Source organism: Myxococcus sp. AB025B, assembly GCF_006518215.1.
Lineage (GTDB): Bacteria > Myxococcota > Myxococcia > Myxococcales > Myxococcaceae > Myxococcus > Myxococcus fulvus.
This window is the reverse complement of the sequence record NZ_SRLW01000134.1, coordinates 1-26,490: the sequence shown is the minus strand read 5'-3', so window position 1 is coordinate 26,490 and position 26,490 is coordinate 1. Positions and strand designations below refer to the sequence as shown.

31 protein-coding genes are annotated in these 26,490 nt (G+C 71.4%); 7 read left to right on the top strand and 24 right to left on the bottom strand.

Annotated features, from left to right (window positions below):
- From FL311_RS22545 to plsX, 21 genes are all read right to left on the bottom strand, one after another.
- Window positions 1–852 (bottom strand): chemotaxis protein CheB (locus tag FL311_RS22545; RefSeq protein ID WP_141327770.1); only part of this gene is annotated, 852 nt, incomplete at its 3' end.
- Window positions 849–1,730: a protein-glutamate O-methyltransferase CheR gene (locus tag FL311_RS22540; protein ID WP_228557003.1), complete on the bottom strand. Its 882-nt coding sequence runs from the start codon at window positions 1,728–1,730 to the stop codon at window positions 849–851. The genes FL311_RS22545 and FL311_RS22540, both read right to left, overlap by 4 nt.
- 15 nt (window positions 1,731–1,745) lie before the next feature.
- Window positions 1,746–3,722, bottom strand: coding sequence for a HEAT repeat domain-containing protein (locus FL311_RS22535; RefSeq protein ID WP_141327768.1), 1,977 nt, complete (start codon window positions 3,720–3,722; stop codon window positions 1,746–1,748).
- Window positions 3,719–4,099 carry a hypothetical protein gene (locus tag FL311_RS22530; RefSeq protein WP_141327766.1) on the bottom strand — a complete coding sequence of 127 codons (381 nt, stop codon included), beginning with the start codon at window positions 4,097–4,099 and terminating at the stop codon, window positions 3,719–3,721. The genes FL311_RS22535 and FL311_RS22530 overlap by 4 nt, the downstream gene beginning before the upstream one ends.
- Window positions 4,100–4,117: 18 nt before the next feature.
- Window positions 4,118–4,642 (bottom strand): chemotaxis protein CheW, encoded by a 525-nt coding sequence (locus FL311_RS22525; protein WP_141327764.1) that lies wholly within the window; start codon window positions 4,640–4,642, stop codon window positions 4,118–4,120.
- Window positions 4,639–5,205 (bottom strand): chemotaxis protein CheW, encoded by a 567-nt coding sequence (locus FL311_RS22520; RefSeq protein ID WP_141327762.1) that lies wholly within the window; start codon window positions 5,203–5,205, stop codon window positions 4,639–4,641. The genes FL311_RS22525 and FL311_RS22520 overlap by 4 nt, the downstream gene beginning before the upstream one ends.
- A 34-nt stretch (window positions 5,206–5,239) precedes the next feature.
- Window positions 5,240–8,005 (bottom strand): chemotaxis protein CheA, encoded by a 2,766-nt coding sequence (locus tag FL311_RS22515; RefSeq protein WP_141327760.1) that lies wholly within the window; start codon window positions 8,003–8,005, stop codon window positions 5,240–5,242.
- On the bottom strand, window positions 8,002–8,376 hold the full coding sequence (locus FL311_RS22510; protein ID WP_046714844.1) for a response regulator: 375 nt from the start codon (window positions 8,374–8,376) through the stop codon (window positions 8,002–8,004). Before FL311_RS22510 ends, FL311_RS22515 begins: the two co-directional genes overlap by 4 nt.
- A gap of 59 nt (window positions 8,377–8,435) precedes the next feature.
- Window positions 8,436–8,927 (bottom strand): M17 family peptidase N-terminal domain-containing protein, encoded by a 492-nt coding sequence (locus FL311_RS22505; RefSeq protein WP_141327758.1) that lies wholly within the window; start codon window positions 8,925–8,927, stop codon window positions 8,436–8,438.
- Between the two features lie 26 nt (window positions 8,928–8,953).
- Window positions 8,954–9,385: a transcription antitermination factor NusB gene (gene nusB, locus FL311_RS22500; protein ID WP_141327756.1), complete on the bottom strand. Its 432-nt coding sequence runs from the start codon at window positions 9,383–9,385 to the stop codon at window positions 8,954–8,956.
- Window positions 9,386–9,388: 3 nt separating this feature from the next.
- Complete coding sequence (ribE, locus tag FL311_RS22495) at window positions 9,389–9,892, bottom strand: 6,7-dimethyl-8-ribityllumazine synthase (RefSeq protein WP_046714846.1); 504 nt, start codon at window positions 9,890–9,892, stop codon at window positions 9,389–9,391.
- Between the two features lie 40 nt (window positions 9,893–9,932).
- Window positions 9,933–10,592 carry a riboflavin synthase gene (locus tag FL311_RS22490; protein WP_141327754.1) on the bottom strand — a complete coding sequence of 220 codons (660 nt, stop codon included), beginning with the start codon at window positions 10,590–10,592 and terminating at the stop codon, window positions 9,933–9,935.
- Between the two features lie 106 nt (window positions 10,593–10,698).
- On the bottom strand, window positions 10,699–11,862 hold the full coding sequence (gene ribD / locus FL311_RS22485) for a bifunctional diaminohydroxyphosphoribosylaminopyrimidine deaminase/5-amino-6-(5-phosphoribosylamino)uracil reductase RibD (RefSeq protein WP_141327751.1): 1,164 nt from the start codon (window positions 11,860–11,862) through the stop codon (window positions 10,699–10,701).
- Between the two features lie 10 nt (window positions 11,863–11,872).
- Window positions 11,873–12,376, bottom strand: coding sequence for a transcriptional regulator NrdR (gene nrdR, locus FL311_RS22480; RefSeq protein WP_141327750.1), 504 nt, complete (start codon window positions 12,374–12,376; stop codon window positions 11,873–11,875).
- A 41-nt stretch (window positions 12,377–12,417) separates the two neighbouring features.
- The gene (gene glyA, locus FL311_RS22475) at window positions 12,418–13,674 is read right to left on the bottom strand and encodes a serine hydroxymethyltransferase (RefSeq protein WP_141327748.1); all 1,257 of its coding nucleotides are present in this window, start codon (window positions 13,672–13,674) and stop codon (window positions 12,418–12,420) included.
- A gap of 38 nt (window positions 13,675–13,712) precedes the next feature.
- Window positions 13,713–14,156, bottom strand: coding sequence for a ribose 5-phosphate isomerase B (gene rpiB, locus FL311_RS22470; RefSeq protein WP_046714851.1), 444 nt, complete (start codon window positions 14,154–14,156; stop codon window positions 13,713–13,715).
- Window positions 14,157–14,177: 21 nt separating this feature from the next.
- Complete coding sequence (gene fabF, locus FL311_RS22465; RefSeq protein WP_141327746.1) at window positions 14,178–15,434, bottom strand: beta-ketoacyl-ACP synthase II; 1,257 nt, start codon at window positions 15,432–15,434, stop codon at window positions 14,178–14,180.
- A gap of 84 nt (window positions 15,435–15,518) precedes the next feature.
- Complete coding sequence (acpP, locus tag FL311_RS22460) at window positions 15,519–15,761, bottom strand: acyl carrier protein (protein WP_046714853.1); 243 nt, start codon at window positions 15,759–15,761, stop codon at window positions 15,519–15,521.
- Window positions 15,762–15,865: 104 nt separating this feature from the next.
- Window positions 15,866–16,612 (bottom strand): 3-oxoacyl-[acyl-carrier-protein] reductase, encoded by a 747-nt coding sequence (fabG, locus tag FL311_RS22455; RefSeq protein ID WP_141327744.1) that lies wholly within the window; start codon window positions 16,610–16,612, stop codon window positions 15,866–15,868.
- Between the two features lie 4 nt (window positions 16,613–16,616).
- Entirely contained in the window at window positions 16,617–17,549 is a 933-nt protein-coding gene (gene fabD / locus FL311_RS22450) for an ACP S-malonyltransferase (protein WP_141327742.1), read from the bottom strand.
- 198 nt (window positions 17,550–17,747) lie between these two features.
- A complete protein-coding gene (gene plsX / locus FL311_RS22445; RefSeq protein WP_141327740.1) occupies window positions 17,748–18,809 on the bottom strand; it encodes a phosphate acyltransferase PlsX in 1,062 nt (353 codons plus the stop codon).
- A gap of 527 nt (window positions 18,810–19,336) precedes the next feature.
- On the opposite strand from plsX, the gene rpmF reads away from it, so the two are divergent.
- Window positions 19,337–19,525 carry a 50S ribosomal protein L32 gene (rpmF, locus tag FL311_RS22440; RefSeq protein ID WP_046714857.1) on the top strand — a complete coding sequence of 63 codons (189 nt, stop codon included), beginning with the start codon at window positions 19,337–19,339 and terminating at the stop codon, window positions 19,523–19,525.
- A gap of 138 nt (window positions 19,526–19,663) precedes the next feature.
- Here the strand turns inward: rpmF and FL311_RS22435 are convergent, their stop codons facing one another.
- Window positions 19,664–20,266, bottom strand: coding sequence for a DUF177 domain-containing protein (locus FL311_RS22435; protein WP_141327738.1), 603 nt, complete (start codon window positions 20,264–20,266; stop codon window positions 19,664–19,666).
- 164 nt (window positions 20,267–20,430) lie between these two features.
- On the opposite strand from FL311_RS22435, the gene FL311_RS22430 reads away from it, so the two are divergent.
- The 6 genes from FL311_RS22430 to FL311_RS22405 are packed head-to-tail and all read left to right on the top strand — an operon-like array spanning window position 20,431 to window position 25,494.
- A complete protein-coding gene (locus tag FL311_RS22430) occupies window positions 20,431–21,354 on the top strand; it encodes a lipopolysaccharide assembly protein LapB (RefSeq protein WP_141327736.1) in 924 nt (307 codons plus the stop codon).
- Window positions 21,351–21,860, top strand: a complete 510-nt coding sequence (locus FL311_RS22425; protein WP_141327734.1) for a hypothetical protein — start codon at window positions 21,351–21,353, stop codon at window positions 21,858–21,860. The genes FL311_RS22430 and FL311_RS22425 overlap by 4 nt, the downstream gene beginning before the upstream one ends.
- A 56-nt stretch (window positions 21,861–21,916) precedes the next feature.
- Window positions 21,917–22,597: a response regulator gene (locus FL311_RS22420; protein WP_141327732.1), complete on the top strand. Its 681-nt coding sequence runs from the start codon at window positions 21,917–21,919 to the stop codon at window positions 22,595–22,597.
- Between the two features lie 20 nt (window positions 22,598–22,617).
- Window positions 22,618–23,973: a cell wall metabolism sensor histidine kinase WalK gene (locus FL311_RS22415; RefSeq protein WP_141327730.1), complete on the top strand. Its 1,356-nt coding sequence runs from the start codon at window positions 22,618–22,620 to the stop codon at window positions 23,971–23,973.
- A gap of 12 nt (window positions 23,974–23,985) precedes the next feature.
- The gene (locus tag FL311_RS22410) at window positions 23,986–24,930 is read left to right on the top strand and encodes a metallophosphoesterase (protein ID WP_141327728.1); all 945 of its coding nucleotides are present in this window, start codon (window positions 23,986–23,988) and stop codon (window positions 24,928–24,930) included.
- A 60-nt stretch (window positions 24,931–24,990) separates the two neighbouring features.
- Window positions 24,991–25,494 carry a histidine phosphatase family protein gene (locus tag FL311_RS22405; RefSeq protein ID WP_141327726.1) on the top strand — a complete coding sequence of 168 codons (504 nt, stop codon included), beginning with the start codon at window positions 24,991–24,993 and terminating at the stop codon, window positions 25,492–25,494.
- A gap of 2 nt (window positions 25,495–25,496) precedes the next feature.
- On the opposite strand, the gene FL311_RS22400 is transcribed toward FL311_RS22405, so the two are convergent.
- Together FL311_RS22400 and FL311_RS22395 are read right to left on the bottom strand one after the other, a co-directional pair.
- A complete protein-coding gene (locus FL311_RS22400; RefSeq protein WP_194869319.1) occupies window positions 25,497–25,946 on the bottom strand; it encodes a DUF1634 domain-containing protein in 450 nt (149 codons plus the stop codon).
- The coding region (locus FL311_RS22395) for a sulfite exporter TauE/SafE family protein (protein ID WP_141327722.1) at window positions 25,943–26,490 on the bottom strand (548 nt) is incomplete at its 5' end. The genes FL311_RS22400 and FL311_RS22395, both read right to left, overlap by 4 nt.

Here is a 26,490-nt window from a genome sequence, read left to right as displayed (position 1 = left end):
CCCCATGCCCGTCAGCACCACCGCGAGCGCGCGCGGGCCCAGCACCTGCGCCACGCTGGTGAAGAGCCGGTCCACGCTCGGCGCGTACTTGTCCACGGGCGTCGGCGGGGGCGTGTGCAGCTCCAGCCGCGTCCCCCGGTCCACCACGACCAGGTGCCGGCCTCCGGGCGCGATGTACACGTGCCCGGGCTGCACCACGTCCCCCTCGCTCGCCTCCGTCACGGAGAAGGGGCCAATCCTGTCCAGCCGGTCCGCGAAGGCCCGGGTGAACTGCGCGGGCATGTGCTGGCTCACCAGCACGCACGGCGTCGGCTCCGCGGCCAGCCCCTCCAGCACACGCTGCACCGCGGGCGGTCCTCCCGTGGACGCGCCGATGGCCACCACCAGGGGCAGCTCGCCCGCCACCGCCAGCGCTCTCGCCCCGGGCGACACGTGGCGCTGGCCCGGCCGCACGTGCAGGGCCGCGCGCACCTTGTCGAGCAGCTCCACGCGCAGCCCCTCCAGCTCCTCGGGCGTGCCGCGCGCGGGCTTGGCGATGAAGTCGAAGGCGCCCAGCTCCAGCGCCTTGAAGACATCCGAGCGGTGCGCGTAGCTGGAGATGACGATGACGGGCGTGGGCGCCGTGCGCATGAGCAGCCGCAGGAACGTGTAGCCGCCCAGCTTCGGCATCTCCAGGTCCAACGTCACCACGTCCGGCTTGAGCTCCAGGACCTTCTTGAGGCCCTCCTCGCCGTCGGCCGCGCGGTCCAGCACGCGCACGTCCGGCGCGGACTCCAGCAGCGTGGTGAGCGTGTGCCGGTTGTGCGCGGAGTCGTCGATGACGAGCACCGAGACCGTGCCCCGCTCGCTCATCGGACCTCACCGCCCGCGAGCCCCGGCAGCTCGGGCCTGCGGTACACCAGGTCTCCGCGCAGGTGCACCAGCTCGAAGTCCGCGCCCAGGTTGAGCAGGTTCTCCGAGTGCCCCAGGAGCAGGTACCCTCCGGGCACCAGCCTGTCGCGCAGGATTCGCAGCACCTTCCTGCGCGCGGACTGGTCGAAGTAGATCATCACGTTGCGGCAGAACACCGCGTCCATCTTCATCACCAGCTGGCTGCCGGCCTCGTCCAGCAGGTTGTGGTGGCCGAAGGACACCATGGCGCGGACATCGTCGCGCACGCGCACCTTGGTGTTGCCCGCGGGGACGAAGAAGCGCTCCAGCAGGTCCGCGGACGTGGCGCGCAGCGCGGACGGGCCGTACTCCGCGCGCCGCGCCATCGTCAGCACGCGCCGGGAGATGTCGGAGCCGTACACCTCCACGTCCCAGCCCTCGAAGCGGGGCTCGTCCTTGAGGAGCATCGCCAGCGTGTACGCCTCCTCGCCGGAGGAGCACCCCGCGGACCACAGGCGCAGCCGCTTCGTGCGCGCGTTGCGCTTCTCGAGCACGGGCAGCAGCTCCTCCCGGAAGGCCTTGAGCTGCGAGGGCTCGCGGAAGAAGTACGTCTCGTGCGTGGTGAGCGACTCGACGGCGGCCTCCAGCTCCGCGTGCCGGTTGGCGTCGTAGCGCAGGTAGCGGTGGTAGGCGCTGAAGTCCGGGACGCCCAGCGTCTCCAGGCGCGGCCACAGCCGCCGCTCCATCACGAACTTCATGTCCTCGTGCACGAGGATGCCGCAGTGCGAGTACACGTGGTCGCGCAGGAGCCGGAACTCCTCCGCGGTCATCTCCGGCCGACTGTCGTCGAAGCGAGCCACCCCGAGTCCCCCCGCTCAGCGCCGTGACAAGCGCTCCACCGCGTCCGCCAGTGCCTGTCGAGCCAGCGCGTCCGGCTCCGTCTCCAGCACCCGACGGGCCGGCTCCAGACACTCCGGCCCTCCCGAGTCTCCCAGCACTCGCGCCGCCGCCGCGCGCACATCCCAGTGGGGATGCTCCAGCAAGGATACCGCCAGAGTCACGCCCTCCCGCGACACGGCCCCCGCGGACAACACCGCCTTCACCACCTCCTCGTCGGAATGCCCCGACGCCTCCCGCAGCACCTTCGCCTCCACCCGGCCCAGCCTCGACAGCGCCCGCACCGCGGCCACCGCCAGCGCGCCGTCCGGATGACGCACCAGTCGCTCCAGCTCCGGCGCGCGGTCCACCGCGCCGCTCTCCCCCACCGCCTCCACCGCGGCCCGCCTCACGGAGGCGTCCTCGTCCTGGAGCGCGGAGCGCAAGAGCGCCCCAGCCTCCGCGCCTCCCAACCGCCCCATGGCGCGAGCTCCCGCCGCCCGCACGGGAGAGGCCTCGTCAGCGAGCGCCGCGCGCGCCAGCTCCCGACCGACGCCGCCATCCACCTCTCCGGCCACCTCCACCGCCGCGGCTCGCCAGCGCGGGTCGACATCGCGCGCGAGCGCACGCAGCGACGGCAGCGCGGGCGCGCCTCCCACGCGGCCCAGCGCCGTCACCGCCACGGGGGTGGCCCGACGCGCCACCGCCTCCTCCAGCGCCGACAGCACCGCCGCCCGGCAGCTCCCCGCGAGCGCGCCCAGGGCCCGCGTCGCCGCGCCCGCCGTCACCGGGTCCCGCAGCAGGTCCACCAGCGGGCTGGCCGCCTCCGGTGAGCGGGTCCGCCCCAGCGCCCGCACCACCACCCCGCGCAAATCATCCTCCGCCCACTCCAACAGCGCGCACAGCGGCGTGACGGAGCCGGGGTCCACCAGGTCCACCAGCGCCTCGGCCGCCGCGGTCCTCGCCGGCGCGGACAGGTCCGCCATCGCCGCGAGCAGGAGCCGGCCACCTTCGGAGCCCAGCCGCCCCAGCGTGCCCAGCACATCCCGCAGCAGCCGGTCCTCGCGGGCGACCTCCGCCACCCGCACGGCGAGCGAGGCCTCACCCAGCGCCGCCACCGCGAGCAGCGCGCCCGAGCGCACCGCCACGTCCTCCGCCTCCAGCGCCTGCTCCAGCCGCGACACCGCGTCCGGCAGGCGCCGGAGCGCCGCGACGATGACGGCCTCCAGCTCACAGCGACGCGACGCCTCCACCAGCGAGGCCTGCGTGCCCAGCGCCGCCAGGGCGGCCTCGCGAATCGAGCGCGCGTCCGACGACAGGCCCTGACACAGCCGCTCCGTGGCGGCCACCTGGGGGATGAGCCCCAGCACGCGGAAGGCGCTGCGCCGCAGCTTCGCGTCGTCCAGCAGCGCCACCACCACGGGCAGGGGCGGAGGGCGACGCAGGAGCGCCAGGCCCTCCAGCGAGGACAGGCGCAGCAGCGGCTCCGCGTCACCGAGCAGCCGCGACAGCGCGCGCGCCGCGTGCTCCCCGCCCACGCGCCCCAGCGCTTCCGACACCGCCACGCGCACGTTCAGGTCCGGGTCCTCCAGCGCCTGGACGAGCGGCAGCTCCGCGGCACCGAGCCCCAGTTGCCCGAGGATGTCCGCGGCGAACTTGCGCTGGTCCGGGTCCACGTGGCCCAAGAGCTTCACCAGCGGCGCGAGCGCGGCGGGGCCCAGGCCGGAGAGGGCCTCCGCCGCGGCGTTGCGCGCGCCCGTCTCGCCGCGCTCGCCCAGCACGGCGACGAGCCGGGAGGCCACCTGCTCGGGGGGCGTCAGCCGCTGCAGGCCCGTCGCCGCCGCGTGCCGCACGCGCCAGCTCTCGTCGTGCAGGCCGGTGACGAGCACGTCGAGGATGCCCTCTGCTCGCGGGTCCAGCTCCTGGAGCGCGCGGTAGCGCTCCTCCTCCGCGGGGAAGACGGGCAGGTGGCTCATTCGAAGACCCGGTCGGACCCTTCCTGCGCGTAGAACCAGAGGGCGTAGATGCCCAGGCACGTGCCCAGCGGGAAGTTCGCCAGGTTCAGGATTCCCAGCACCAGCGCCAGCACCCGCGACCACGCGCGCCGCTTCAACAAGCCGATGCCCGTGAAGAGCCCCGGCAGGCAGTACACCAGGACACAGACGCTCACGCCGCCGCCGAACCACCAGAAGTCGGCGCGGTCCTTGGCCGAAGCGGAGTCGCTGATGATGCCCAGCCCCATGACCGTGAAGAAGAGCATCGCGCCGACGCCCACCAGCACCGTCAAGCCGTTCACCACCAGGAAGCTGATGCCGAGGATGCGGCGGTGGTTGTCCAGGTCACTGCGAGGCATGGCCCTTCCCTTCACGTGTCATCGCGCCGGACGAACCGCCTCGCGCTCCAGCTCCGCGCGCAACAGCGCCTTCAAGTCCAGCAACAGTCGCAACCGGTCCGGTGGACCACACACCCCCACGACGAAGGGCGAGCGCCCCGCCACCGTCAACGCGGGCGCGGGCTTGATATCACCCCGACGCGCGCGCAGCACCTCCGCCACACGCTCCACCTTCACCGCCACCCGCCGCGGGCCCAGCCTGCAGACCAACAGCCGCGCCTTGCGCGACTCCACCGAGGGCTGCCCCTGCAACCGCCCGCGCAGGTCCACCACCGGCAGGATGACGCCGCGCAGGTGCAGCACGCCTTCGACGAACGAGGGCGCGTGGGGGATGGGTGTCACGCGCTGGAGCGGCAGCACCTCCTCCACGCGCTGGATGTCGAGCGCGTATTCGTCGTCGCCGACGAAGAAGGCGCACAGCTGCACCGGCGAGTCCGGGTGTCCCGCGGGCGCCTCGGGCACCCCGGAAGGATGATGCGCCAGCAGGTTGACGGAGTCCTTCATGACGCCAGCGCCTGTTCGGGGTCCAGGAGGATGAACAGCGAGGGTCCGCGTCGACCGATGGCCACCACGCAGTCACGGTCTCCGATTCGGAGGCTCGGCGGTGGCGGCTCCAACATGGAGGGCTTGAGCTTCACCACGCCGCTGACGCCGTCCACCCACACACCCGCGGGCCCCGTCTGCGTGCGCAGCACGAGGATGCGTGCGTCTCGCGGCGGCATGGGCGCGTCGGGGCCGGCGACCAGCGGCGTGCGTTCCGCGAGGCCCAGGCGCACCTTGATGTCGTACGCGGGCAGCAGCTCACCGCGCAGGTTCAGCACGCCCAGCAGGTGGGGCTCGGCCCTGGGAATCTCCGTCAGCGGCGGCACCTTGGCGATCTCACGCACCGCGCGGATGGGCACCGCGTAGCACTCTCCCTCCAGGCGGAAGGCGAGGTACTCCTCGGGGACCTCCTCGGGCGTGACGGAGGCCACACCGTCGCTGCCGGCGGCGAAGTCCTGCAGCCCGCTGACGTCCTCGTCCGGACGGAAGAAGAAGTCGTCGAGCAGTTCGGCGAACCGGGACACGGCTCGCGAGGATAGCAGCCGGCCGCGCCTGACGTCAGGCCCGCCTTCGCTCCAGGGCCAGCCCGTCTTCCAGCAGCGCGCCGACATCCAGCACCAGCACGGGAGTCCGGTTTCCCAGGTCCGTGGCGCCGGAGATGCCCCGGACCGATTGCAGCCGGCCGCCCAGGGGCTTGGTGACGATGTCCTGCTGCCCGTGCAGCTCGTCCACGGCGATGCCCAGCCGCTCCTGCGCCAGGCCCACCACCACCACGAAGTAGCGGCTCACCGGCCGCTCGGGCAGACCGAACAGGCGCGACAGGCGCACGAAGGGGAGCGTCTGTCCGCGCAGGTCCAGCACCTCGCGCCGCTCCACGGTGCGAATCTCGCGGGGCTGCACGGAGAGGATTTCGAGCACGCTGTTGAGGGGAACCGCGTACGTGCGCGCGCTCACGCCCACGACCAGCGCGCGGATGATGGCCAGCGTGACGGGCAGCGTCAGGTGGAAGGCGGTGCCCTTCCCGCGCTCGCTCCACACGTCGATGATGCCGGAGAGGTTGCCCAGGTTGTTCTTCACCACGTCCAGGCCCACGCCCCGGCCGGACAGCTCGGACACGCTGCGCGCGGTGGAGAAGCCCGGCAGGAAGATGAGGTTGAGCAGCTCGCGGCGGCCCATCTCCTCGGCCTGCGCGAAGGTGATGAGGCCGCGGGTCAGCGCCACCTCGCGCACGCGCAGCTCGTCGATGCCCGCGCCGTCGTCGCTCACCTCGATGACGACGTGGTTGCCCTTCTGCACCGCGCGCAGCGCCACCACCGCGCGGCGGGACTTGCCCGCGGCCAGTCGCGCGTCGGGCGACTCCACGCCGTGGTCGATGGCGTTGCGGATGAGGTGCATGAGCGGGTCGCTCAGCTCCTCGACGATGAGCTTGTCGAGCTCCACCTCGCCGCCGCTGATGACGAAGTCGATCTCCTTGCCTGCCTCACGGGTGATGCGACGCACGAGGCGGGCCAGCTTGTCGAAGACCTGGCCCACGGGGACCATGCGCGCCTCGAGCAGGCCCTCCTGGAGCGCCTCCAGCTTGCGCTCCAGGCCCCGCGTCTCGCGCGCCAGCTCCTGACCGAACAGCTTCGACAGGGGCACCACGCCATCCTGCCGCGCGGACTCGGCGAGCCGCTGGAGGTTGGCCTTGATGAGCAGGAGCTCGCCCACCATGTTGATGAGGCCATCCAGCTTGCCGATGTCGACGCGCACCGTCTGCGTCAACGAGCGCAGCGACGGCTCCGGCGCGGCGGCGGCCACGGTTGTCGGCGGTGCCGAGGCCGGGGCTTCGGCGGAGGTCGATACCGCGCGCACGGGAGCGCGGCCTCCGGGGCCCTGGAGGTACGTCACGAGCGACGGCCCGGTGGTGCCCGAACCGCCCTGGGGCGATGGTCCGCCGCCCGGGCCCGTCGACGGGGAACGCAGGCCCGAGGGGAAGACGCCCGAGCTCGCGACGGTCGCGCTCCATGCCGCGGAGGGTGCCCCGGGGCCGCGCGCCCCAGCCGCGAGTCCCGGGTCCACGGACGGATTCGCGCCCGTGAAGGTCCCCGACAGGTGCGCGGCGGAAGCGACGCCCTCCGCACCCGCGCCCATCGGATACGTGCCCGACAGGGGAGAGGAGGGAGCGCCCATGCCCGGCACTTGTGCCGAGGGATTCGCGCCGCTGGCGCCCTGCCCCATCGAGTGCATGCCCGGCATCTGTGGCGAGGCACTCGCGCCCCCAGCGCCCTGCCCCATCGGAGATGCGCCCGTCAGGGACGTGGACGAGGCACCACCAGCGCCCTGCCCCATCCCCGCGCTCTCACGCCCGGCGTCGCCCCGCGCCACCCCAGGCCCTTGCTCCGTGAGCGGCAGCGACGGCTGTCGCCCTTCCGCCGCCCCCTTCGCGCCGCGCTTCTTCCCACCGCGCTTCGGCGCGGGCGTCGCCACCCCGGGACTCTCGGGGCGCGTGCCCGGCGGCTCCACGACGATGGCGGGCGGCTCGACCACCCGGGCCAGCACCTCCGCCGAGTGGGCCGTCGCGGGCACGCCCAAGGGCCTCACGTTGAGGGGCGCCAGCTCCGCGGGCGTCCCACTCAACCCGGACTCCAGCTCCGTCACCGACACCTGCGTGCCGAAGATGAGGTCGAACGCGATGCCGTGCGCCCCACCCGGCCGCGCGGACGGCAGCGTGCTGATGACCTCGCCCAGCGGCTTGAGCCGCGTGTTCAGGTCCGCCAGCCCCTTGTCGAAGTCCGACAGGTCGAACGCCGCGCGCACGCGCCACAGCGCCACGCCCCGCCGCACGTTCTCCCGGAGCCGGTGCTCCTCGTACTCGGTGAAGACCGAGCGCACCTGCGCTTCCAGCTCCAGCCGCTCCAGCGGGTCCTCGTCCCGCGCGACGGGCGCCTCGCCCAGGCGGATCAACCGCTCCGCCATGCCCTCCACGCGCCGGCTCAGCGCGTCCGTCTCCGAACCCCGCGCCGTCTCCGCCAGCAGCGACTGGAACGCATCCAGCGCTTCAATCAGCGTGTCGAGCACCGCGTCGTCCAACAGCAGCTTGCCCAGCCGCAGCCGGTCGAGCAGGTCCTCCGTCCCATGCGCCAGCCGGGAGATGCGCTCCTGACCGAACAGCCCCGCCAGCCCCTTGAGCGAGTGCGCCGCGCGGAAGATGCCGTTGACCCGCTCCGGGTCCGCCTCCTGGCCGCGCCGCTCGTCCAGCACCAGCAGGTCCTTGCCGAGCGCCTCGAGAATCTCGGTCGCCTCGGCCACGAACTCGGCCAGGGCCTTGCTCGGGGGACTCACGGCAGCTTCAGGTACCGGCGCAAGAGCCCCTCGAGGCTGCCGGGCTGGAACGGTTTGACCAGGTACTCCGCCGCCCCCAACGCCATGCCCCGCTCGCGGTCCTGCTCCCGCCCCTCCGTGGTGATGATGAAGAGCGGCACGTCGCGGTAGTTGGGGTTCTTCTTGACGAAGTTGATGAGCTCCAGCCCGTTGATGTCGGGCATGTTGATGTCGGTGATGATGAGGTCGAAGCGGTGCCGCGGCAGCAGCTTCAGCGCCTCGAAGCCGCTGGAGGTGACGACGGCCTCGATGCCCTCCACCGCCTCCACCGTCGACGCGATGTATTCGCGCGACGCCTTGGAGTCCTCGACAATCAACACCTTGACACGCATGCGTGCACGCCCCGGACGGTCCCCCGATGCTAACAGAAGGCCTGCCCGGTCGCCGAGCTTCAGCCCTTCCTGCCTGGTAGGAGCCGGACGAGCCCCTTGTCCGTCAGGAGGGCCACCCGTCCACCCTTGAACGCGGGCAGGAAGCCCTTCTGGAAGGCCTCCGCCCGCGCCGCGTCATCCAGCGAACCGCCGCCGGGGATTTCCAGCGCCACCGACGCCACCTTGGCCCGGCTGAGCACCTTGCCCGCCCCGGCCAGCGCCTCGTGGAGCCCTTCGGCGTCCAGCGCCTTCCGGGCCCCCAGGCCCACGACGAAGATGCGCGGCACCTCCAGCTTCCCGTCCGCGGGCAACAGCAGCCAGTCGTCCTTCACGCCGGAGAAGAAGCCGCCCTTGAGCACCCGCGACAACGCACCGCACAGGCGCCAGTCCACGTAGCCCGCGGTGGCCGGCAACGGGCGATCATCCTCGGCCACGAACAGGCACAGGGCGTCCACGCCGGTCAGCGAGTCCAGCCCCTCCATCCCGATGTCGTGCGTCGTCGTCTGGCTCACCGCGGATGCTCCTCGGCTTGGGGACTTCAGTCCTTCTTGAGCGCCACCGCCACCCGGTCCAACAGGCCGTTGACGAACGCGCTGGACTCCTCCGTCCCGAAGTTCTTCCCCAGCTCCACCGCCTCGTTGATGGTGACCTTGCGGGGGATGTCCGGACGGTACTTCAGCTCGAAGATGCCCACGCGCAGCACGTTGCGGTCGATGCGGGACATGCGGTCCAGCCGCCAGTTGTGGCTGTGCGACTCGATGAGCCGGTCGATCTCCGCGCGGTGGCCCTGCACGCCGTCCACCAGCTCGCGGGCGAACTTCACCGCGTCCGGATCCCGCTTCTGCTCCTCGGCCTCGGCGGAGGCCGTCCACGCCGACTCCAGCGCCTCGTACACCGACGTCCCCGGCGCCATCTCCAGCTGGTAGAGCGCCTGCAACGCCCGCTCACGTCCCGTTCTGCGCGCGCCCATGGACTACCCCTTCCTCGCGTCGAGCGCGGGGATGCGCGCGTACAGGTTCACCATCTCGATGCAGGCCAGCGTGGCCTCGGCGCCCTTGTTGCCCGCCTTCACGCCCGCCCGGTCGATGGCCTGCTCCACCGTGTCGGTGGTGAGCACGCCGAACGTCACGGACGTCGCGGGGTTGGCCGCCGCCGCGTTGAAGGCCACCGCGCCGATGCCCTTGGCGCACTCGCCGGCTACGTAGTCGAAGTGGGGCGTGCCGCCGCGGATGACGGCGCCCAGGGCGATGACGCCCACGTACTGACGCGACTCCGTCACGCGGCGCACCAGCCCGGGCAGCTCGTACGTGCCGGGGCAGCGGTACACGTCCACGTCCGCGTCGGCCACGCCGTGGCGCACCAGCGTGTCCACGGCGCCCTTGGCCAGCTCCTCGGTGATGAAGCCATTGAAGCGGGCAACGCAGATGGCGAAGCGGCCCTTGGGGGGGAGGAAGTCACCTTCGATGTAGCGAGGCATGCGGGGCTTCCTACACCACCCGCGCCCCCGCCGTCGCCTGCTACGGCGTGCCGAAGCCCGCCGCCCGGACGGCCGCCTCCGTCACCCCTCCCGGGGAAGCACCCACCTGCCCGCGCTGGAGCGAGAACAGCCGGGCCACGTACTTGCCAATCGGGTCCGCCTCCAGGTTGACCCGGGCCCCCACCGCCTTGGCCCGCAGGGTGGTGCGCTCCTGCGTCTCCGGAATCAGCTGCACCCCGAAGCGGTCCGCCCCCACGCTGTTGACCGTCAGACTGATGCCGTCGATGGCCACCGAGCCCTTCTCGATGAAGTACGGCGCCAGGGACTCGGGCAGGCCGAACACCATCACCCACGAGCCGCCTTCCGGGTAGGTCTCCAGCACCGAGCTGACCTGGTCCACGTGCCCGGAGACCAGGTGCCCGCCCAGCCGGTCCCCCAGCGCCAGCGCCCGCTCCAGGTTGACCCGGTCCCCGGGCCGCACCCCGTCCAGCGTGGTGCGCCGGAGGGACTCGGGCGCCACCTGCACCCGGAAGGTGTCCCCGGAGAGCTCCACCACCGTGAGGCACGCGCCGTCCACGGCGATCGACTCGCCCAGCGCGAAGCCCGAGGCCCCCAGCGCCGTGCGAATCCACAAGTCCGTCATCCCACCTGGGATGACGCGCTCCACCCTGCCGATGTCCTGAATGAGCCCGGTGAACATGATGCCCAGGCTTATAACGAACGGCCCCGCGGGTCGCCCTCGTCCGGCGCGCCGATGTGTCCGTCATTCACCGACACCATGCGCCCCGCTGATGGACGCGAGGTGTCTAGAGCAGCGCCTGGAGCAGGATGTCCGGGCCGTGCTGCTCGAAGGTGAGGTCCTTCACCGCGAGCGCCTGGGCCATCTCCTTCACGCCCAGGTCCCCAGCCCACGACATGCCCTCGCGGCCGAGCAGCTTGGGCGCCAGGAACAGCGCCAGCTCGTCCGCCAGCTTCTCGCGCAGGAAGGAGCCGTACATCTCCGCGCCGCCCTCCACGAGCACGTGGTTGTGGCCGGAGCGGGCGAGCCGGCGCAGGAGCGCCTTCAGGTCCACCCGGTCCGCCTTGGGGCGCACCTGCCACACCTCCACGCCCTGGGCGAGGAAGCGCCGGGCCTTGCGGCCCTCCGGGTCCTCCAGCGTGGCGATGATGGTGCGCGCGGAGCTCTTCTGGTTGAAGACGGTGTAGCGCGGCGACAGGCGCAGCCGGCTGTCCACCACCACGCGCAGCGCGTCCTTGCCTCCGCCGCCGGGCAGCCGCGTGGTGAGCTTGGGGTCGTCGTGGCGCACGGTGTTGGCGCCCACCAGGATGACGTCCACGGAGTCGCGCAGCCGGTGGACCCACTCGCGCGCCTTCTCGCCCGTCACCCAGCGCGAGTCCCCCGTGGCCGTGGCCAGCTTGCCATCCAGCGTGGCCGCGGCCTTGAGCGTCACCCAGGGCATGCCCGTGCGGATGAGCTTGAAGAAGGGCCGGTTGAGCTTGTCGGCCTCCGCCTGGAGCACGCCGGTGACGACCTTCACGCCCGCGCGGCGCATGCGCGCCACACCCTTGCCGCTCACCTTGGGGTTGGGGTCCGCCGAGCCGCAGAAGACGCGGCGCACGCCCGCCTCGATGATGGCCAGGCTGCACGGCGGCGTGCGGCCGTAGTGGTCGCACGGCTCCAGCGTGGAGTAGAGGTCCGCGCCCCGCGCCTTGGCGCCGGCGGCCTCCAGCGCCACCACCTCCGCGTGCGCCGTGCCCGCCTTCTTGTGATAGCCGCGGGCGATGATGCGGCCGCCCTTCACCAGCACCGCGCCCACCACCGGGTTGGGGCTGGTGCGGCCCAGGCCCTTGGCGGCCTCCTCCAGGGCGATGCGCATGAAGAACTCGGCCACCGCGCGGTCGAAGTCCGCCGCCCGCTTCGCCCGGGGCGCCCTCGTGGCTTCGAGCTTTGCCCGCGTGAGCAGCCTCATCCGTTCTCCTTCAACTTCCCTGGCCCGGGAGGAGCGGCGGCTTCGCCTTGCGCTCTCGCTGCTGGTCCTCGAGCAGGTCCTTCAGCTCGTGCATGAACTCGGAGATGTCGCGGAAGCTGCGGTACACGGAGGCGAAGCGCACGTAGGCCACCTCGTCCATCTCCTGCAGCCGGCGCATGACCTCCTCGCCGATGACGGACGAGTTGATCTCCTTCTCGCCCGTGCCCTGCAAGAGCCGCTCGATGGCCACCACCGTCTCCTCCAGCTTGTCGGCGGAGACGGGGCGCTTCTCGCAGGCCTTCTTCAGGCCGCTGACGATCTTCTCGCGGTCGAACGCCTCCCTCCGGCCGTCCTTCTTCACGATGAGCGGGTAGAGCTCCTCCACCCGCTCGTACGTCGTGAAGCGGCGCTTGCAGGCCAGACACTCGCGGCGCCGCCGGATGACGGAGCCCTCATGTGACTCTCTCGAGTCGATGACCTTGTTTTCGGCATCCTGGCAGAACGGGCAACGCATGGAGGCGGGAGGGAAGCTCCTGTCGGCGAACGAGCGGCGAGCTACTTCAGACGCGAGGCGTACAGCGGGAAGCTCTGGGCCAGCTCCTTCACCTGCCCGCGGATGCGCGCGAGCGCGGCGTCGTCCTGGGCCGCGTCCAGCGCGGCGCCGATGAGCTTGCCCACCGTGGCCATCTGGGCCTCGCGCATGCCGCGCGTGGTGATGGCGGGCGTGCCCACCCGGACGCCGGAGGTCACCATCGGCTTCTCCGGGTCGAACGGAATCATGTTCTTGTTCACGGTGATGCCCGCCTTGTCGAGCACCGCCTCGGCCACCTTGCCCGTCAGCTTCTTGGGCCGCAGGTCCACCAGCATCAGGTGGTTGTCGGTGCCGCCGGACGTCAGCCGCAGGCCCGCGGACAGCAGCGCCTCCGCCAGAGCGCTCGCGTTGGCGACGATCTGCTTCTGGTACGCCTTGTACTCCGGCGTCAGCGCCTCGCGCAGGGCCACGGCCTTGCCGGCGATGACGTGCATCAGCGGGCCACCCTGGATGCCGGGGAAGATCTGGCTGTTGATGGACTTCGCGTACGGCTCCTTGCCCATCACCAGGCCGCCGCGCGGGCCGCGCAGCGTCTTGTGCGTGGTGGTGGTGACGATGTCCGCGAAGGGCACCGGCGAGGGGTGCACGCCCGCGGCGACCAGGCCCGCGATGTGCGCCATGTCCACCATCATGGAGGCGCCCGCCTCGTCGGCGATCTCCCGGAACTTCGCGAAGTCGAGCGTGCGCGGGTAGGCGCTGGCGCCCACGACGATGACCTTCGGCTTGTGCTCCAGGGCCAGCTGCCGCACCTGGGCGAAGTCGATGGTCTCCGTGTCGCGCGTCAGGCCGTAGTGGACGACCTTGTAGAGCTTGCCGGAGAAGTTGAACGTGGCGCCGTGGGTGAGGTGGCCGCCGGAGTTCAGGTCCAGGGACAGCAGGGTGTCACCGGGCTTCATCAGCGCCATGTACGCGCCCATGTTCGCCTGGCTGCCCGAGTGCGCCTGCACGTTGACGAAGTCCGCGCCGAACAGCTGCCTGGCGCGGTCGATGGCGAGGTTCTCCACCACGTCCACCACCTCGCAGCCGCCGTAGTAGCGCTTGCCGGGGTAGCCCTCCGCGTACTTGTTGGTGAGCACCGAGCCCACCGCCTCCATCACCGCGGGGCTGACGAAGTTCTCCGAGGCGATCAGCTCCAGGCCTTGCTCCTGGCGCTCGGTCTCATGACGCACGGCCTGGGCAATCTCGGGGTCCACCTCGGCCAGAGTGCGGGTGTTCTCCATGGCTGATCTCCTCACGACGACGGGTACTGCGAAGGCCGCTAGCCCTGGGACTCGGCCTCGCGAATCTTCTGCACGCGGCGCTCGTGGCGACCGCCCTCGAACGCCGTGCCGAGGAACGCCTCCAGGATGGCCCGGCCCACGCCGGCCCCCACCACGCGCTGGCCCAGGCACAGCACGTTGGCGTCATTGTGGGCCCGCGCCATCCGGGCCTCGAACTCCGTGGTGCACAGGGCCGCTCGCACGCCCCTGTGCTTGTTGGCGACGATGCTCATGCCGATGCCGGTGCCACACACCAGCACGCCCAGCGTGGCCTCGCCGGACGTCACCGCCTTCGCCACGCGCGCGGCGAAGTCCGGGTAGTCCACCGAGTCCCGGGCGAAGGGCCCCACGTCCTCGTGGGCCACCTTCCGCTCCTGGAGCGCCGCCACCAACTCCTGGCGGAGCTCCAGGCCCGCGTGGTCCGAAGCGAGAATGACTTTCACGCGGGGTCTCCTCGCTTCCCGTTACTGGAAGCGCTTGAACAGCAGCACCGCGTTGGTGCCGCCGAAGCCGAACGAGTTGCTCATCACCGCGTCCACCCGGAGCTCGCGCGCCTGGTTGGGCACGTAGTCCAGGTCGCACTCGGGGTCGGGCGTCGTCTGGTTGATGGTGGGAGGCAGGATGTTGCGCGACAAGGCCAGCGCGCTCACCACGCCCTCGTAGCCACCCGCCGCGCCGAGCATGTGGCCCGTCATGGACTTGGTGGACGACACCGCCACCTTGCGGGCGTGGTCGCCGAACACCGCCTTGATGGCCTTGGTCTCGTTCGCGTCGTTGAAGGGCGTGGAGGTGCCGTGCGCGTTGATGTAGCCCACGTCCTCCGGGTTCATCCCCGCCGACTGGAGCGCCAGCCGCATGCAGCGCGCCGCGCCCTCGCCTTCCGGCGCCGGCTGCGTCACGTGGTACGCGTCCGAGTTGGCGCCGTAGCCCACCAGCTCCGCGAGGATCTTCGCGCCGCGCTTCTTGGCGGCCTCCATCTCCTCGAGCACCAGCATGCCCGCGCCCTCGCCCATGACGAACCCGTCCCGGTCCTTGTCGAACGGACGGCTGGCCGCCGCCGGGTCGTCATTGCGCGTGGACAGCGCCTTCATCACCGAGAAGCCACCCAGCCCCAGCGGGGTGATGGCCGCCTCGGCGCCGCCGGCGATGGCCGCGTCCGTCTCGCCCAGCTTGATGGACTTCCAGGCCTCGCCGATGGCGTGGGCGCTGGTGGCGCAGGCGGACACCGGAGCCCAGTTGGGCCCCTTGCAGTTGTAGCGCATGGAGATGAGCCCAGGCGCCATGTTGACGATCATCTGGATGATGAAGAAGGGCGACAGCCGGTCGAACCCCTTCTCCAGGCCCTTGCGGTGCTGCTCCTCCAGGGAGGAGATGCCGCCGATGCCCGAGCCCACGATGACGCCCACGCGCTCCGGCACATAGCCGTGCGGCGCGTCCGGGCCCACCGGCAGCCCAGACTCCTCCACCGCCATCGCCGCGGCGGCCATGGCGTACTGCGCGTAGAGGTCCATGCGGCGCACTTCGCGCTTGTCGATGAACTTCTCCGGCTCGAAGTCCCGGACCTCGCCGGCGATTCGCGTGTCGATCTTCTTGGGGTCGAAGCGGGTGACGAGGGAAATGCCTGAAGTGCCAGCAAGCAGCGCCTGCCAGTTCTTCTCGGTTCCTGTGCCCAGTGCCGAGATGAGCCCGGTACCGGTGATGACGACTCGACGGTGTGACACGGTCCTCTCCGGTGGCGCCTGAGACGCCGGGGACGCCGCGCTTCAACGCGGCGTCACCCCGCCCCCCGGCACGCTGTGTGCTGTCTACTTCTTGTGGTCGGTGACGTACTTGATGGCGTCGCCAACGGTCTTGATGTTCTCGGCCTCCTCGTCGGGAATCTCGACCTCGAACTCCTCTTCCATCGCCATCACGAGCTCGACGATGTCGAGGCTGTCGGCGCCAAGGTCCTCGATGAAGGACGACTCGGGCTTGATCTCGTCCTCTCCCACGCCGAGCTGGTCGGCGATGATGTTCTTGACCTTGGCCTCAATAGCGGACGTCGACATAATGCTGAACCCTCCAGGAACCAGATGTAGGCCCGGAAGGCTTCCCGAGCCCTGTCGAAAGCCGGCGCGGTATATCCCACGCCCGCTGGCAATCCAACCTTGGGTTACATGTACATGCCGCCGTTGACCTTGAGGACCTCGCCGGTGATGTAGGAGGAAGCGTCACCTGAGAGGAAGAGGACGGCCTGGGCCACCTCCTCCGGGCTGCCCAGCCTCCCCAGCGGGATGCCCTCCACCATCTTCTGGCGCAGCTCGTCGTTCAGGTGGGCCGTCATGTCCGTGCTGATGAAGCCGGGCGAAACGGCATTGACCCGGATGCCCCGGCTGGAAAGCTCCTTGGCCACCGTCTTCGTCAGGCCCACGAGGCCCGCCTTGGCCGCCGAATAGGCCGACTGGCCGGGGTTGCCCATGTCGCCCACGACGGAGGTGACGTTGACGATGGCGCCCGAGCGCTGCTTCATCATGGGCCGGCTGGCGGCCCGGATGAGGGCGAAGGGGCCGCGCAGGTTGGCGTCGAGCTGCTTGTCCCAGTCGTCGTCCTTCACCCGCATGACCAGGCCGTCCACGGCCATGCCCGCGTTGTTGACGAGCACGTCCAGCCGGCCGTGGTTCTTGACGATGCCCTCGATGGCGGCGGCGCACGCGGCGGTGTCAGACACATCGAAGCGCACGGACTCCGCCTTGGCGCCGGCGGCGGTGAGCATCCCCACCGTCTCCTGGGCCGCGGCCTCGTTGCCCGCGTAGCTGATGATGACCGTGGAGGCGCCCGCCTTGGCGAACGCCACCGCGCACGCCCGGCCGATGCCGCGCGAGCCACCCGTCACCAGCACCACCTTGTCCTTGAAGCTCATGCGCTCACCCCAGCGCCGCGAGCACCTTCTCCAGGCTCGCGGCGTCCTCGACGTTGAAGGTTTCGATGTCCTTGGTGATGCGCTTGACCAGCCCGCACAGCACCTTGCCCGGCCCCAGCTCCACCACGCGCGTGACGCCCTCGGCCTTGAGCGCCTCCACGCATTCAATCCACCGCACCGGCGCGCTCACCTGCTCGAGCAGGAGCGGCACCACGCGGGACACGTCCTGGTTGGGCCGCGCCTCCACGTTCGTCACCACCGGCACCGCCGGCGCCGACAGCTTCACGCCGCCCAGCACCGCCGCCAGCCGGGGCTTCACCGGCTCCATCAGCGCGCAGTGGAAGGGCGCGGAGACGGGCAGCGGCATCACCCGCTTGGCGCCGGCCTCCTTGCACTTGACGCCCGCGCGCTCCACCGCCGCCGCGTCGCCGGCAATCACCGTCTGCTCGGGCGAGTTGTAGTTGGCCGGCGACACCACCTGGCCTTCCGCCGCCGCGTCACACGCCGCCTTCACCTTGGCCGGCTCCAGCCCCAGCACCGCCGCCATGGCGCCCACGCCCGCGGGCACCGCCTCCTGCATGAAGCTGCCGCGCGCGCGCACGGCCCGGGCCGCGTCGCCCAGCGACATGGCGCCCGCGGCCACCAGCGCGGAGTACTCGCCCAGCGAGTGGCCGGCCACGAAGGCCGCCTGGGGACCACGCTTCGCGAACACCGCGTGCGCCGCCACCGACACCGTCAGGATGGCCGGCTGGGTGTTGGCCGTGAGCTTCAGCGCGTCTTCTGGTCCCTCGAAGCAGAGCTTGGAGAGCGACTCTCCGAGCGCGTCGTCCGCGGCCTCGAAGACGGCGCGGGCCTCGGGGAACTTCTCGAAGAGGTCCTTGCCCATCCCGACGGCCTGGCTGCCCTGCCCGGGAAACACGAATGCGACCTTCGCCATGTGCGGTCTCTGCCTCCTGATACGTCCAAATCCGTCCTGTGACATCGGGCGCCTTCGCGCCGACATCCCCCGGTCCACGGCCCGCCGCCGGGAAGCACTCACCCGACGTCACGGGTCGTGGGGCGCGTCCTGTCTCCAGCCGGTCCTGACGTCACCTCGAGGAGACTCGTCGCAGCCCAATGCCCAGGCGTCCGCTCTCTAATCGGAAACCGATTGCTCTGTCCCCTTTTTTCCCCTCGGGTGGGCAGGCAGCCAGGACGCGGCACGGGCGATGCAACGCGTCAACTCCTCCTGCAGTCCGGCCTGGGCGGTGGCCAGCGCGGCCCCCAGCGCGTTGTGGATGGCGCGTGGGGACGAGCGGCCATGGGCCACGATGCCCACCCCGTGCAGGCCCAGGAGCGGAGCCCCGCCGACCTCGGCGTAGTCCACCATCTTGCGCAGGCCCGCCAGGGCGGGCTGGAGCAGCATCGCGCCCAGCTTCTCCGACAGGCCGCCCCGCTTCTCGATGGCCTGCCGCAACAGGCCGATGACGCCCATGCCCACGCCCTCGGATGTCTTGAGGACGACATTCCCGGTGAAGCCGTCCGTCACCACCACCTGCACGTCGCCGGAGAACAGGTCCTTGCCCTCGACGTAGCCGGCGAAGTCCAGGTCCGACTGGCGCAAGAGCTCGCTCGCCTCGCGCGTGAGGGGCGTCCCCTTGGAGGCCTCTTCTCCATTCGAGAGCACCGCCACCCGGGGGCGCGAGACGCCCATGCGAAGGCGCACGTAGGCCTCGCCCAGCACGGCGAACTGGGCCAGGTGCGAGGGCTTGCAGTCCACGTTGGCGCCGGCGTCCAGCAGCAGGCAGCGCCCGCCGCCCTTGAGCGCGGGGAAGAGCGCGGCCAGGGCCGGACGCTCCACGCCCGGCAGCCGCCCCAGCGTCATCAGTCCTCCCGCCATCACCGCGCCGGAGTTGCCCGCGGAGACGAGCGCGTCCGCGTGGCCGTCGCGCACCAGCTCGAAGCCCACGCGCAGCGACGAGTCGCGCTTGCGGCGGAAGGCCGTGGAGGCGTGGTCGTCCATCTCCACCACCTCCGAGGCGTGGTGCACCCGGAGGTTCGGCGGCGGCAGCCCCCGGCCCAGGTGGGGCGTCACCCGCGCGGTGTCCCCCACCAGGACGACCTGGTGCTCGGGGTGGGCGCGGGCGAAGAGCACGCCACCCTCCACCGGAGCGGCCGGGGCATGGTCTCCCCCCATCGCGTCCAGGACCAGCCTCATCCCTGCCGTCCCCTCGTCTGTGCGCGTGTCATGTCCCACCCGGCCCGCGCCTTCCGGGCGCGAGGCGGCGCGCAGGAGACCAGGAACCTCCCAGGGGGGCAACGAATCGCTGGCCCCGCCACGTGGGGTGGGAGCAGGTGGGCGACAGCCTGGGAGACGCTCCGCATCGGGGCCCCGCACCAGGGGTGAGGTCGGCCGGGTGGGCGGCGTGGATCCGCGGGTCCATGGGGCCGCGGATGATCCGCGCAGGAGCGATGAATGGGACGAACGCCACCGACGTTGTCGGGACGCGCCCCATGGGGTATCGGTGGGGCGCTTTCGCAGTGGCGGAGCGGGAGATGGGCCCTGTCTTGCTATAGCATGACACGCTCATTGACTCGGACCTTGTGAGCCGCTAGGGTCCGCCGCCTTTCATGCCGGACGGGGAGTACGCGAGTTGATCGCGACCGCTTCCAGCCCGGCGTTGGACCGACATGTTGCGCAGGGAGCCGGGGACCCCGGCACAGCGCGTGAGACAGAGGTGAGCCGTGGGCGTCCCCAAGAAGCGTACTTCCAAGATGCGTCGTGACCGCCGTCGTGCGGCGAACAACAACCTGCGCACCGCGGTGCAGGTGACCAAGTGCCCGAACTGCAAGGAGCCGGTGATGCCTCACCGCGCCTGCACGTCCTGTGGCCAGTACAAGGGCCGCGAGCTGCTGCCCCAGGCCGAGGCCTGAGTCTGCCTCACTGACGCTCTCCTTCCCGGGAGCGTCGCTTCAGTGCGAAGGGCCGCGCCTCCTGCTTCCGGAGGTCGCGGCCCTTGCTCTTTTCACGACCCCGCCAACCGCGCGGGGCCGTGAGCACCCGCCCAGACTTCAGTTGTTGAGCTTGATGTCCTTGAGCTTCGCCAGCCGCGGGTCCACCGGCCGGGTGTCGCACTGGCACGTCGCCTCGTTGAGGTTGGTGCCGCACTGCGAGCACAGGCCCTTGCAGTCCTCCTTGCAGACGAGGTTCATCGGCAGCGCCAGCAGCAGCTGCTCGCGGAGGATGGGGTCCAGGTGGATGGTCTTCCCGTCGAAGAGCTCCTGGTCGGCGTCGTCCAGCTCGAACGAGCCGCCCGTCTCGCCCTGCTGCCGCTCCTTCTTCTCCATGGACTTCTCGTCGTCGTCCTTGAAGTCGTCGCCGCGGGCCAGCGACTCGGGCACCAGGTTCAGGGTGAAGGACACGGGCAGGGCCAGCTCCACGTCCTTCAGGCAGCGCTTGCAGGGGGCCGTCAGCTGGGCGGTGAACTTCCCCTCCAGCAGCACGCCGCCGCTCACCTTGCGCAGCGACGCCTTGAGCTGGGAGGCCCGCGTCGCTCGGAAGCCGGTCTCCTGGCCAGACGACTCGCCGTCCAGCGCGGCGCTCAGCAGCTCCTGCGCGATGGGCTCGTCCAGCTTCAGCCCGGACTCATGAATTTGTTCAACCTTTACGAGCATTTACGCGACTTCCCGGTCAAAATGGGGCGGGCAACATAGAAGGCGGACCCTCCAGCGTCAACACGCCCGGGTTCCACAGCACCGCGAAGATGTCACGCCGCCGTCACCACCGGTGGAGTGGCCTTCGTGGATCCTCCAGACAACGCTTTGCTAGGGTCGGTTTGATGCACAGGCATGATTCGCCGTCGCGGGTGGGGGCGCTCTTTCTCGTCGTGGGCCTCCTGGCGCCCCCCGGGTTGGCCCGTCCGCTCTTCCCCGCGCCCGTCCTCTCACAGCTCGGCCCCACCAGCCCTCAAATCGACCGCGCGCGCGAGCAGATCGACGACGGTGAGTTCGAGGAGGCCCGACGCACGCTCCAGGAAGGACTGGACGCGCCGGATGTGACGGACGACCAGCTGGTGGAGCTCTACCGCCTGCTCGGCCTCACGGCGCTCTACCTGGGCGACGAGCACCAGGCGCGCGAGGCCTACGAGAAGCTGCTCCAGGCCCGGCCCGACTACGAGCTGCCCCGCACGGCGCCGCCCAAGCTGCGCTCGCTCTACGCGCGCATCAAGGAGGACATCCGCAGCCGGCGCGTGCGCCCCGTCACCCTGGACGTGGACCCGATTCCGGACCCGCGCGGCGGAGAGCCCATCGTCGTGGAGGCCACCATCCAGGAGCTGGCGCTCGGCGCCCGCGCGCGGCTGTTCTACCGACGCGCCGGAGGCCAGGCGTACAACTCCGTCGACTTCGTGAAGGACCGCGGCGAGAAGGAGCGCTTCCGCGCCGTCGTCCCCGCCTACGACGTGCCCCTGGAGCCCGAGCCCTACGAGGTCGAGTACTACTTCGAGGTGGTGGACGCGGCGCAGCGCCGGCTGGCCGGCCGCGGTGACTCGTTCCAGCCGCTGCTCTTCCAGGTCGCCCCCGAGAAGGCCACGGCCACGGCCGCCGAGGCCTCCGAGGGCCGCCCCTGGTACAAGAGCCCCTGGCTCTGGGTGGCCGTGGGCGCGGTGGCCATCGGCGGCACCGCGGGCGTCGTCGCCCTCACCTCGTCCGAAGATCGCGGCCGCGTCCCCATCACCATCCGCGTGGACCCCTCCCAGCCATGAGCCTGCGCCTCCTGAACGTCCTGCCGCTCGCCGCCCTGCTCCTCGCGTGCGGTGATGCCCCCTCCTCCCACGCCGGCCGCTTCCCGCTGGACGTGACGATGTCGCGCGCGGTGGCCAACGAGGTCCACGCGCTCCAGGTGAGCGTGCTCAAGAACGGCTCGGGCCGAAGCTGCACGGAGCTGCAGCGCACCTGCCTCAACACGCAGGTGAAGCGCGAGGACCTCGTGATGCTGGAGGACTCGCGCGGCAACGAGGGCCGCGCGCTGCGCTTCACCGTGGACATGGCCGCCCTGGAGAACGGCGGCAGCCAGGCGCTCGAGGTGGACGTGCCGGTGGGGCGCGACTACGCGCTCGTCATCGAGGCCATCGCCGTGGGCTCGCCCTCGCGCTTCCTGGGCAGCTCCTGCAACTACCTGCAGGTGGTCAACTCCGGGAACAACGCGCCGGTGCTCGCCGCGCCGCTGGTGCTGACCGAGCAGTCCTGCGACCCGAGCATCGCCCCCTGAGCAGCCGTGCGCCCACGCTCCGGGCACAGCGCCGCCCACCGTCTTAAGAGGACGCCATGACGCGAATCCTGATCATCGAGGACGAGCAGGACCTCGCCGGCCTCGTCGAATACAACCTGCGGGCCGCCGGCTTCGAGACCGAGTCCGCCAACACGGGCGCCGGGGGCCTGGCCCGCGCGCGCGCCAACCCGCCGGACCTGCTGCTCTTGGACCTGATGCTGCCGGACATCGCGGGCGGCGAGGTGCTGCGGATGCTCAAGCAGGCCCCGGAGCTGCGCAAGACGTCCGTCATCATCGTCAGCGCCAAGGGCCAGGAGTCCGACCGCGTGCAGGGCCTGGAGCTGGGCGCGGACGACTACGTGGTGAAGCCCTTCTCCGTGCGCGAGCTGCTCCTGCGCGTCAAGGCGGTGCTGCGCCGGGGCGACGCCGACGAGGGGCCCGCGCAGGTGCTCGCCGCGGGCGACATCCTCCTGGACACCTCCCGCCACCAGGTGCGCGTGAAGAACGAGGAGGTCATCCTCACCGCGCTGGAGTTCCGCCTGCTGCGCACGCTCTTGGAGCGAAGCGACCGCGTGCAGACGCGCGAGGTGCTCCTGTCCGACGTCTGGGGCATCCAGGCCGAAATCCACACCCGCACCGTGGACACGCACATCAAGCGGCTGCGCGAGAAGCTCGGCCCCGCCGGTGACATCATCGAGACGGTGCGCGGCGTGGGCTACAAGCTCAGCCCTCCGTAGCCGACGAGCCCCCACGCGCCATGCCCCTGCGCTACACGCTGCTCCCCCTGCTCCTGCCCGCCACGGTGGTGGGCCTGCTCGTGGCCTCGCTCGGGACGCCGAGCGGCGCGGTGCCGGTGGCGCTCATCACCCTGGCCGGCTCGCTCATGGCGCTGGGGCTCAGCCGAGGCGCGCTGCAGCGCCAGCTGGACCGGCTGGAGCGCAGCACGCGCGGCCGCGCCGAGGGCGGCAACGGGCCCACGCCGGACCCGGACCGGCTGGAGGAGGTGGCGAGCCTGGAGGGCGCCATCGACTCGCTGCACGCGCGCCTGTCCGCGCGCAACACCGAGCTGAGCCAGGAGACGCGCACGCTCACCGCCGTGCTGGACAGCATGGCCGAGGGCGTCTGGGTGACGGACGCCGAGGGCACGGTGGTGCGCCACAACGACGCCTTGCGCGGCATCCTCCAGCCCGGCGCCTCCCTCGTCGGCCAGCGCCCCCTGGCCATCCTGCGCGATGACCAGCTCCATGACGCCGTCATGCGCGCCTGCCGCGAGGGCGCCTCCCGGCACCTGGAGCTGTCGCTCGAGGGGCTGTTCCCCCGCACGCTGTCCATCCGGGTGACGCCCCTGGGCAAGGACCTGCCGGGCAGCGCCGCCGTCTTCCACGACGTCACCGAGCTGCGCCGGCTGGAGAAGGTGCGCAAGGACTTCGTCGCCAACGTGTCCCACGAGCTGCGCACGCCCATCACCGCCATCCGCGGCTACGCCGAGACGCTCCAGGGCGGCGCGCTCGGGGACGCGAAGATGGCCCCACGCATGGTGGAAATCATCCACCGTCAGTCCGAGCGCCTCTCCGAGCTGGTGGAGGACCTGCTGGAGCTGTCACGGCTGGAGTCGCGCGAGGTGAACCTGAAACTCGGGGAAGTCTCGCTCGCCGAGGCCGCCGCCCGGGCCGCCGACACGGTGCGCCTGAAGGCCGAGGGCAAGGGCCACGTGGTTTCACTCCACGTCCCGGCGGGCCTGCGGGCGGTGGGAGACCCGCGCGCGGTGGAGCAGGTGCTGCTCAACCTCCTCGACAACGCGGTGAAGTACACGCCGGCGGGCGGGCGGGTGGACGTGGACGGAGCGTGCGAGGACGGTCGGTGCGTGGTGCGGGTGCGGGACACGGGGGTGGGCATCGAGCCGCGCCACCTGTCGCGAATCTTCGAGCGCTTCTACCGGGTGGACAAGGGTCGCAGCCGGGACATGGGCGGCACCGGGCTGGGGCTCTCCATCGTGAAACACCTGCTCCAGGCCATGGACGGCGAGGTCAAGGTCGAGAGCCAACCGAACGAGGGCAGCACCTTCACCATTTTTCTGCCCCAGGCGGCCCCCGCGCGGTCTGCGACGGGATAGGATGGCGCGACCATGCGGGTCGCCATCCTCGCGGACATTCACGGCAACCTCCCCGCCTGCGAGGCCGTGCTGGAGGACATCGAGCGCTCGGTGGCGCCCGACTTCATCGTCGCGGCCGGAGACCTGGCGCTGCGCGGCGCGCACCCTCGCGAGACGGTGGACCTCATCTTCGACCGCTGCGACTCCGTGCTGATGGGGAACACGGACTGCTACCTCGCCGGGAACTACCTGGGAGGTGCGTACCGGGAGCGGGACCACTGGAAGACGGAGCTGTTGCGCTGGACGCGGGAGCAGTTGGGCGAGGAGCACCTGCGCAAGCTGGGCGCCCTGCCCTTCTCCGTGCGCTACACGCCGCGCAAGGGGCAGGACCTCTTCGTGTGCCACGCCAACCCGCGCAACCTCGAGGAGTCGCTGGACCCCACGCTGGATGACGTGGCGGTGCGCCGCTACTTCGCCCACCTGGACGCGGCCGCGTGCGCCTTCGGCCACCTGCACTTCCCCTACCGCCGCCGCGTGGGCCGCATGCTCATCGCGGACGTGGCCAGCGCGGGCATCCCCCGTGACGGCGACCTGCGCCCCGCCTACGGCGTCTTCACGTACACGCCCAAGGGCTGGCGCGTGCAGATCCGCCGCGTGCGCTACCCGGTGCGCAAGGCCACCCAGGCGCTCACCGCGCGGCGCGTGCCGGGCGGGCCGCTGCTCATCCACAAGCTGGTGGAGGCACGCTACCGCCACCACCACGCGCTGATGGAGGCCGCGCGCCGCCACTCCGGCCTGCCGCCTCCGGGCCCCGTGCTGCGGCCCCCGCCGGGCGCGCCCGTCCGCAACGCGGCGGTGCCGCTGGAGGGCCGGGCGCCCCCGCAGGTGGACCCCACCTCCCTGCCCACGGACATGGATGGCACCGTCACGGACGCGGCGCCGCTGCCGCTGGATGTGTTGAACGACCTGGACGGCTGAGCTTTGTCGCCAGGGCGTTGCTTGAGTCCAAGCGCGCCGGGTGGTTGAGGGCAGGCCACCATGTCCCCACGCGAACTGCCCCTGCTGCTCGTCCGCCACGCCGAAGCCGAGGAGGCCCACGTGCTGGGCGACGAGGCCCGCGCGCTCACCCCCGAAGGCCGCGCGCTGTTCCGCCAGCACGCGCGCAAGCTCGCCCGCCTCACGCCGCTGCGCGGCATCCTCACCAGCCCCCTGGTGCGCGCCGTCCAGACGGCGGAGCTGCTCGCGGAGGCCCTGGGGCTGGCCCAGGTGGACGTCCACCCCGCGCTCCTGCCGAAGAAGGGCGCGGCGCGCCGCATCCTGAAGCTCGCCCACGCGCTGGGCCCGGGCTTCGCGCTGGTGGGCCACAACCCCTCGCTGGAGAAGGCGCTCGCGCTCGCGCTGGGCGACGACACCCGCGCCCCCGACAAGCTGCGCAAGGGCACCGCGGTGGCGCTGCGCGCCCTGGCCGACGACGGAGGCTACCAGCTCGAGTGGTGGGCCGCGCCGGGCCGCTCGCTCAAGCGCTACGACACGCAAGGCTGACGTCAGCCCTCCGCCGCGCCCACCAGGAAGGACACCAGCAGCAGCGTCAGCACGCACGTGGTGATGGCCACGTAGAGCCGGTCCCTCTGCTGCCGGAAGATGAGCAGCGACAGCGCCACACGCATCACCGGCACGGCCATCATCACCAGCAGGCCCGCCATCACGAAGGACTGCCCGCGCGCGGCCAGGGCGCCGGCCACCACGTCCGCCAGCCCATGCGGCACCGGGTGCGGCGCGGTGAGCCGCTCCAGCGCCTCCGACGACACCAGGTAGTCGGGGTGGCGAAAGAACGTCACCACCGTGCCCAGCGTCACCAGCGCCAGGCTGGCGAGCACGCCGTAGCGCAGCAGGTCGCTGATGAGCAGCTCCGCGCTCAGCGGGGCGTCCCCCGCGGGAGGCACCACCACCCCGCGGACCTCCACGCGGGGCTCGTTCGACGAAGGCTCGCTCATGACGTCCACCCCTTGCGCAGCATCTCGAAGGCCACCCACAGCAACACGCCCACGAAGAGCGCGCGCAGCCACGCGGCGTTCACCCGGGCCATCAGGTGCCGCGAGCCCAGCCACGCGCCCAACGTGACGCCCACGCACACGGGCCCCGCGATGAACGGGTCGATGTGGCCTCGCGCGAAGTACACGCCCGCGCTGGCCGCCGCCGTGACGCCAATCATGAAGTTGCTCGTCGCGGTGGACACCTTCAGCGGCAGCCGCATCGTCAGGTCCATGGCCGGCACCTTCAGCGCGCCCGAGCCGATGCCCAGCATGCCGCTCACCGTGCCCGCCACGTACATCAGCCCCAGCCCCGCCACGGGCCGGGTGACGCGGTAGCCCACCTCGCGCCCCAGCGACTCGTCGAAGTAGCTGCCGTGCAGCCCCAGCCGGTCCGCGAGCGCGTCCTCGGGCACCTCGGTGGGCACGGCGCCCGACTTCAGCCGGCGCAGCATCACCAGCGCCGAGTACGCCATGACGGCGCCGAACACCAGGTACACCCCGCGCC

What these genes read in the sequence shown, in the direction of transcription:
- FL311_RS22535 (WP_141327768.1), bottom strand. Translation starts at nt 3,722, where the DNA reads ATGAGCCACCTGCCCGTCTTCCCCGCGGAGGAGGAGCGCTACCGCGCG.
- FL311_RS22530 (WP_141327766.1), bottom strand. Translation starts at nt 4,099, where the DNA reads ATGCCTCGCAGTGACCTGGACAACCACCGCCGCATCCTCGGCATCAGC.
- FL311_RS22525 (WP_141327764.1), bottom strand. Translation starts at nt 4,642, where the DNA reads ATGAAGGACTCCGTCAACCTGCTGGCGCATCATCCTTCCGGGGTGCCC.
- FL311_RS22510 (WP_046714844.1), bottom strand. Translation starts at nt 8,376, where the DNA reads ATGCGTGTCAAGGTGTTGATTGTCGAGGACTCCAAGGCGTCGCGCGAA.
- nusB (WP_141327756.1), bottom strand. Translation starts at nt 9,385, where the DNA reads ATGGGCGCGCGCAGAACGGGACGTGAGCGGGCGTTGCAGGCGCTCTAC.
- ribE (WP_046714846.1), bottom strand. Translation starts at nt 9,892, where the DNA reads ATGCCTCGCTACATCGAAGGTGACTTCCTCCCCCCCAAGGGCCGCTTC.
- FL311_RS22490 (WP_141327754.1), bottom strand. Translation starts at nt 10,592, where the DNA reads ATGTTCACCGGGCTCATTCAGGACATCGGCAGGGTGGAGCGCGTCATC.
- ribD (WP_141327751.1), bottom strand. Translation starts at nt 11,862, where the DNA reads ATGAGGCTGCTCACGCGGGCAAAGCTCGAAGCCACGAGGGCGCCCCGG.
- nrdR (WP_141327750.1), bottom strand. Translation starts at nt 12,376, where the DNA reads ATGCGTTGCCCGTTCTGCCAGGATGCCGAAAACAAGGTCATCGACTCG.
- glyA (WP_141327748.1), bottom strand. Translation starts at nt 13,674, where the DNA reads ATGGAGAACACCCGCACTCTGGCCGAGGTGGACCCCGAGATTGCCCAG.
- acpP (WP_046714853.1), bottom strand. Translation starts at nt 15,761, where the DNA reads ATGTCGACGTCCGCTATTGAGGCCAAGGTCAAGAACATCATCGCCGAC.
- fabG (WP_141327744.1), bottom strand. Translation starts at nt 16,612, where the DNA reads ATGAGCTTCAAGGACAAGGTGGTGCTGGTGACGGGTGGCTCGCGCGGC.
- fabD (WP_141327742.1), bottom strand. Translation starts at nt 17,549, where the DNA reads ATGGCGAAGGTCGCATTCGTGTTTCCCGGGCAGGGCAGCCAGGCCGTC.
- plsX (WP_141327740.1), bottom strand. Translation starts at nt 18,809, where the DNA reads ATGAGGCTGGTCCTGGACGCGATGGGGGGAGACCATGCCCCGGCCGCT.
- FL311_RS22435 (WP_141327738.1), bottom strand. Translation starts at nt 20,266, where the DNA reads ATGCTCGTAAAGGTTGAACAAATTCATGAGTCCGGGCTGAAGCTGGAC.
- FL311_RS22430 (WP_141327736.1), top strand. Translation starts at nt 20,431, where the DNA reads ATGCACAGGCATGATTCGCCGTCGCGGGTGGGGGCGCTCTTTCTCGTC.
- FL311_RS22425 (WP_141327734.1), top strand. Translation starts at nt 21,351, where the DNA reads ATGAGCCTGCGCCTCCTGAACGTCCTGCCGCTCGCCGCCCTGCTCCTC.
- FL311_RS22420 (WP_141327732.1), top strand. Translation starts at nt 21,917, where the DNA reads ATGACGCGAATCCTGATCATCGAGGACGAGCAGGACCTCGCCGGCCTC.
- FL311_RS22415 (WP_141327730.1), top strand. Translation starts at nt 22,618, where the DNA reads ATGCCCCTGCGCTACACGCTGCTCCCCCTGCTCCTGCCCGCCACGGTG.
- FL311_RS22410 (WP_141327728.1), top strand. Translation starts at nt 23,986, where the DNA reads ATGCGGGTCGCCATCCTCGCGGACATTCACGGCAACCTCCCCGCCTGC.
- FL311_RS22405 (WP_141327726.1), top strand. Translation starts at nt 24,991, where the DNA reads ATGTCCCCACGCGAACTGCCCCTGCTGCTCGTCCGCCACGCCGAAGCC.
- FL311_RS22400 (WP_194869319.1), bottom strand. Translation starts at nt 25,946, where the DNA reads ATGAGCGAGCCTTCGTCGAACGAGCCCCGCGTGGAGGTCCGCGGGGTG.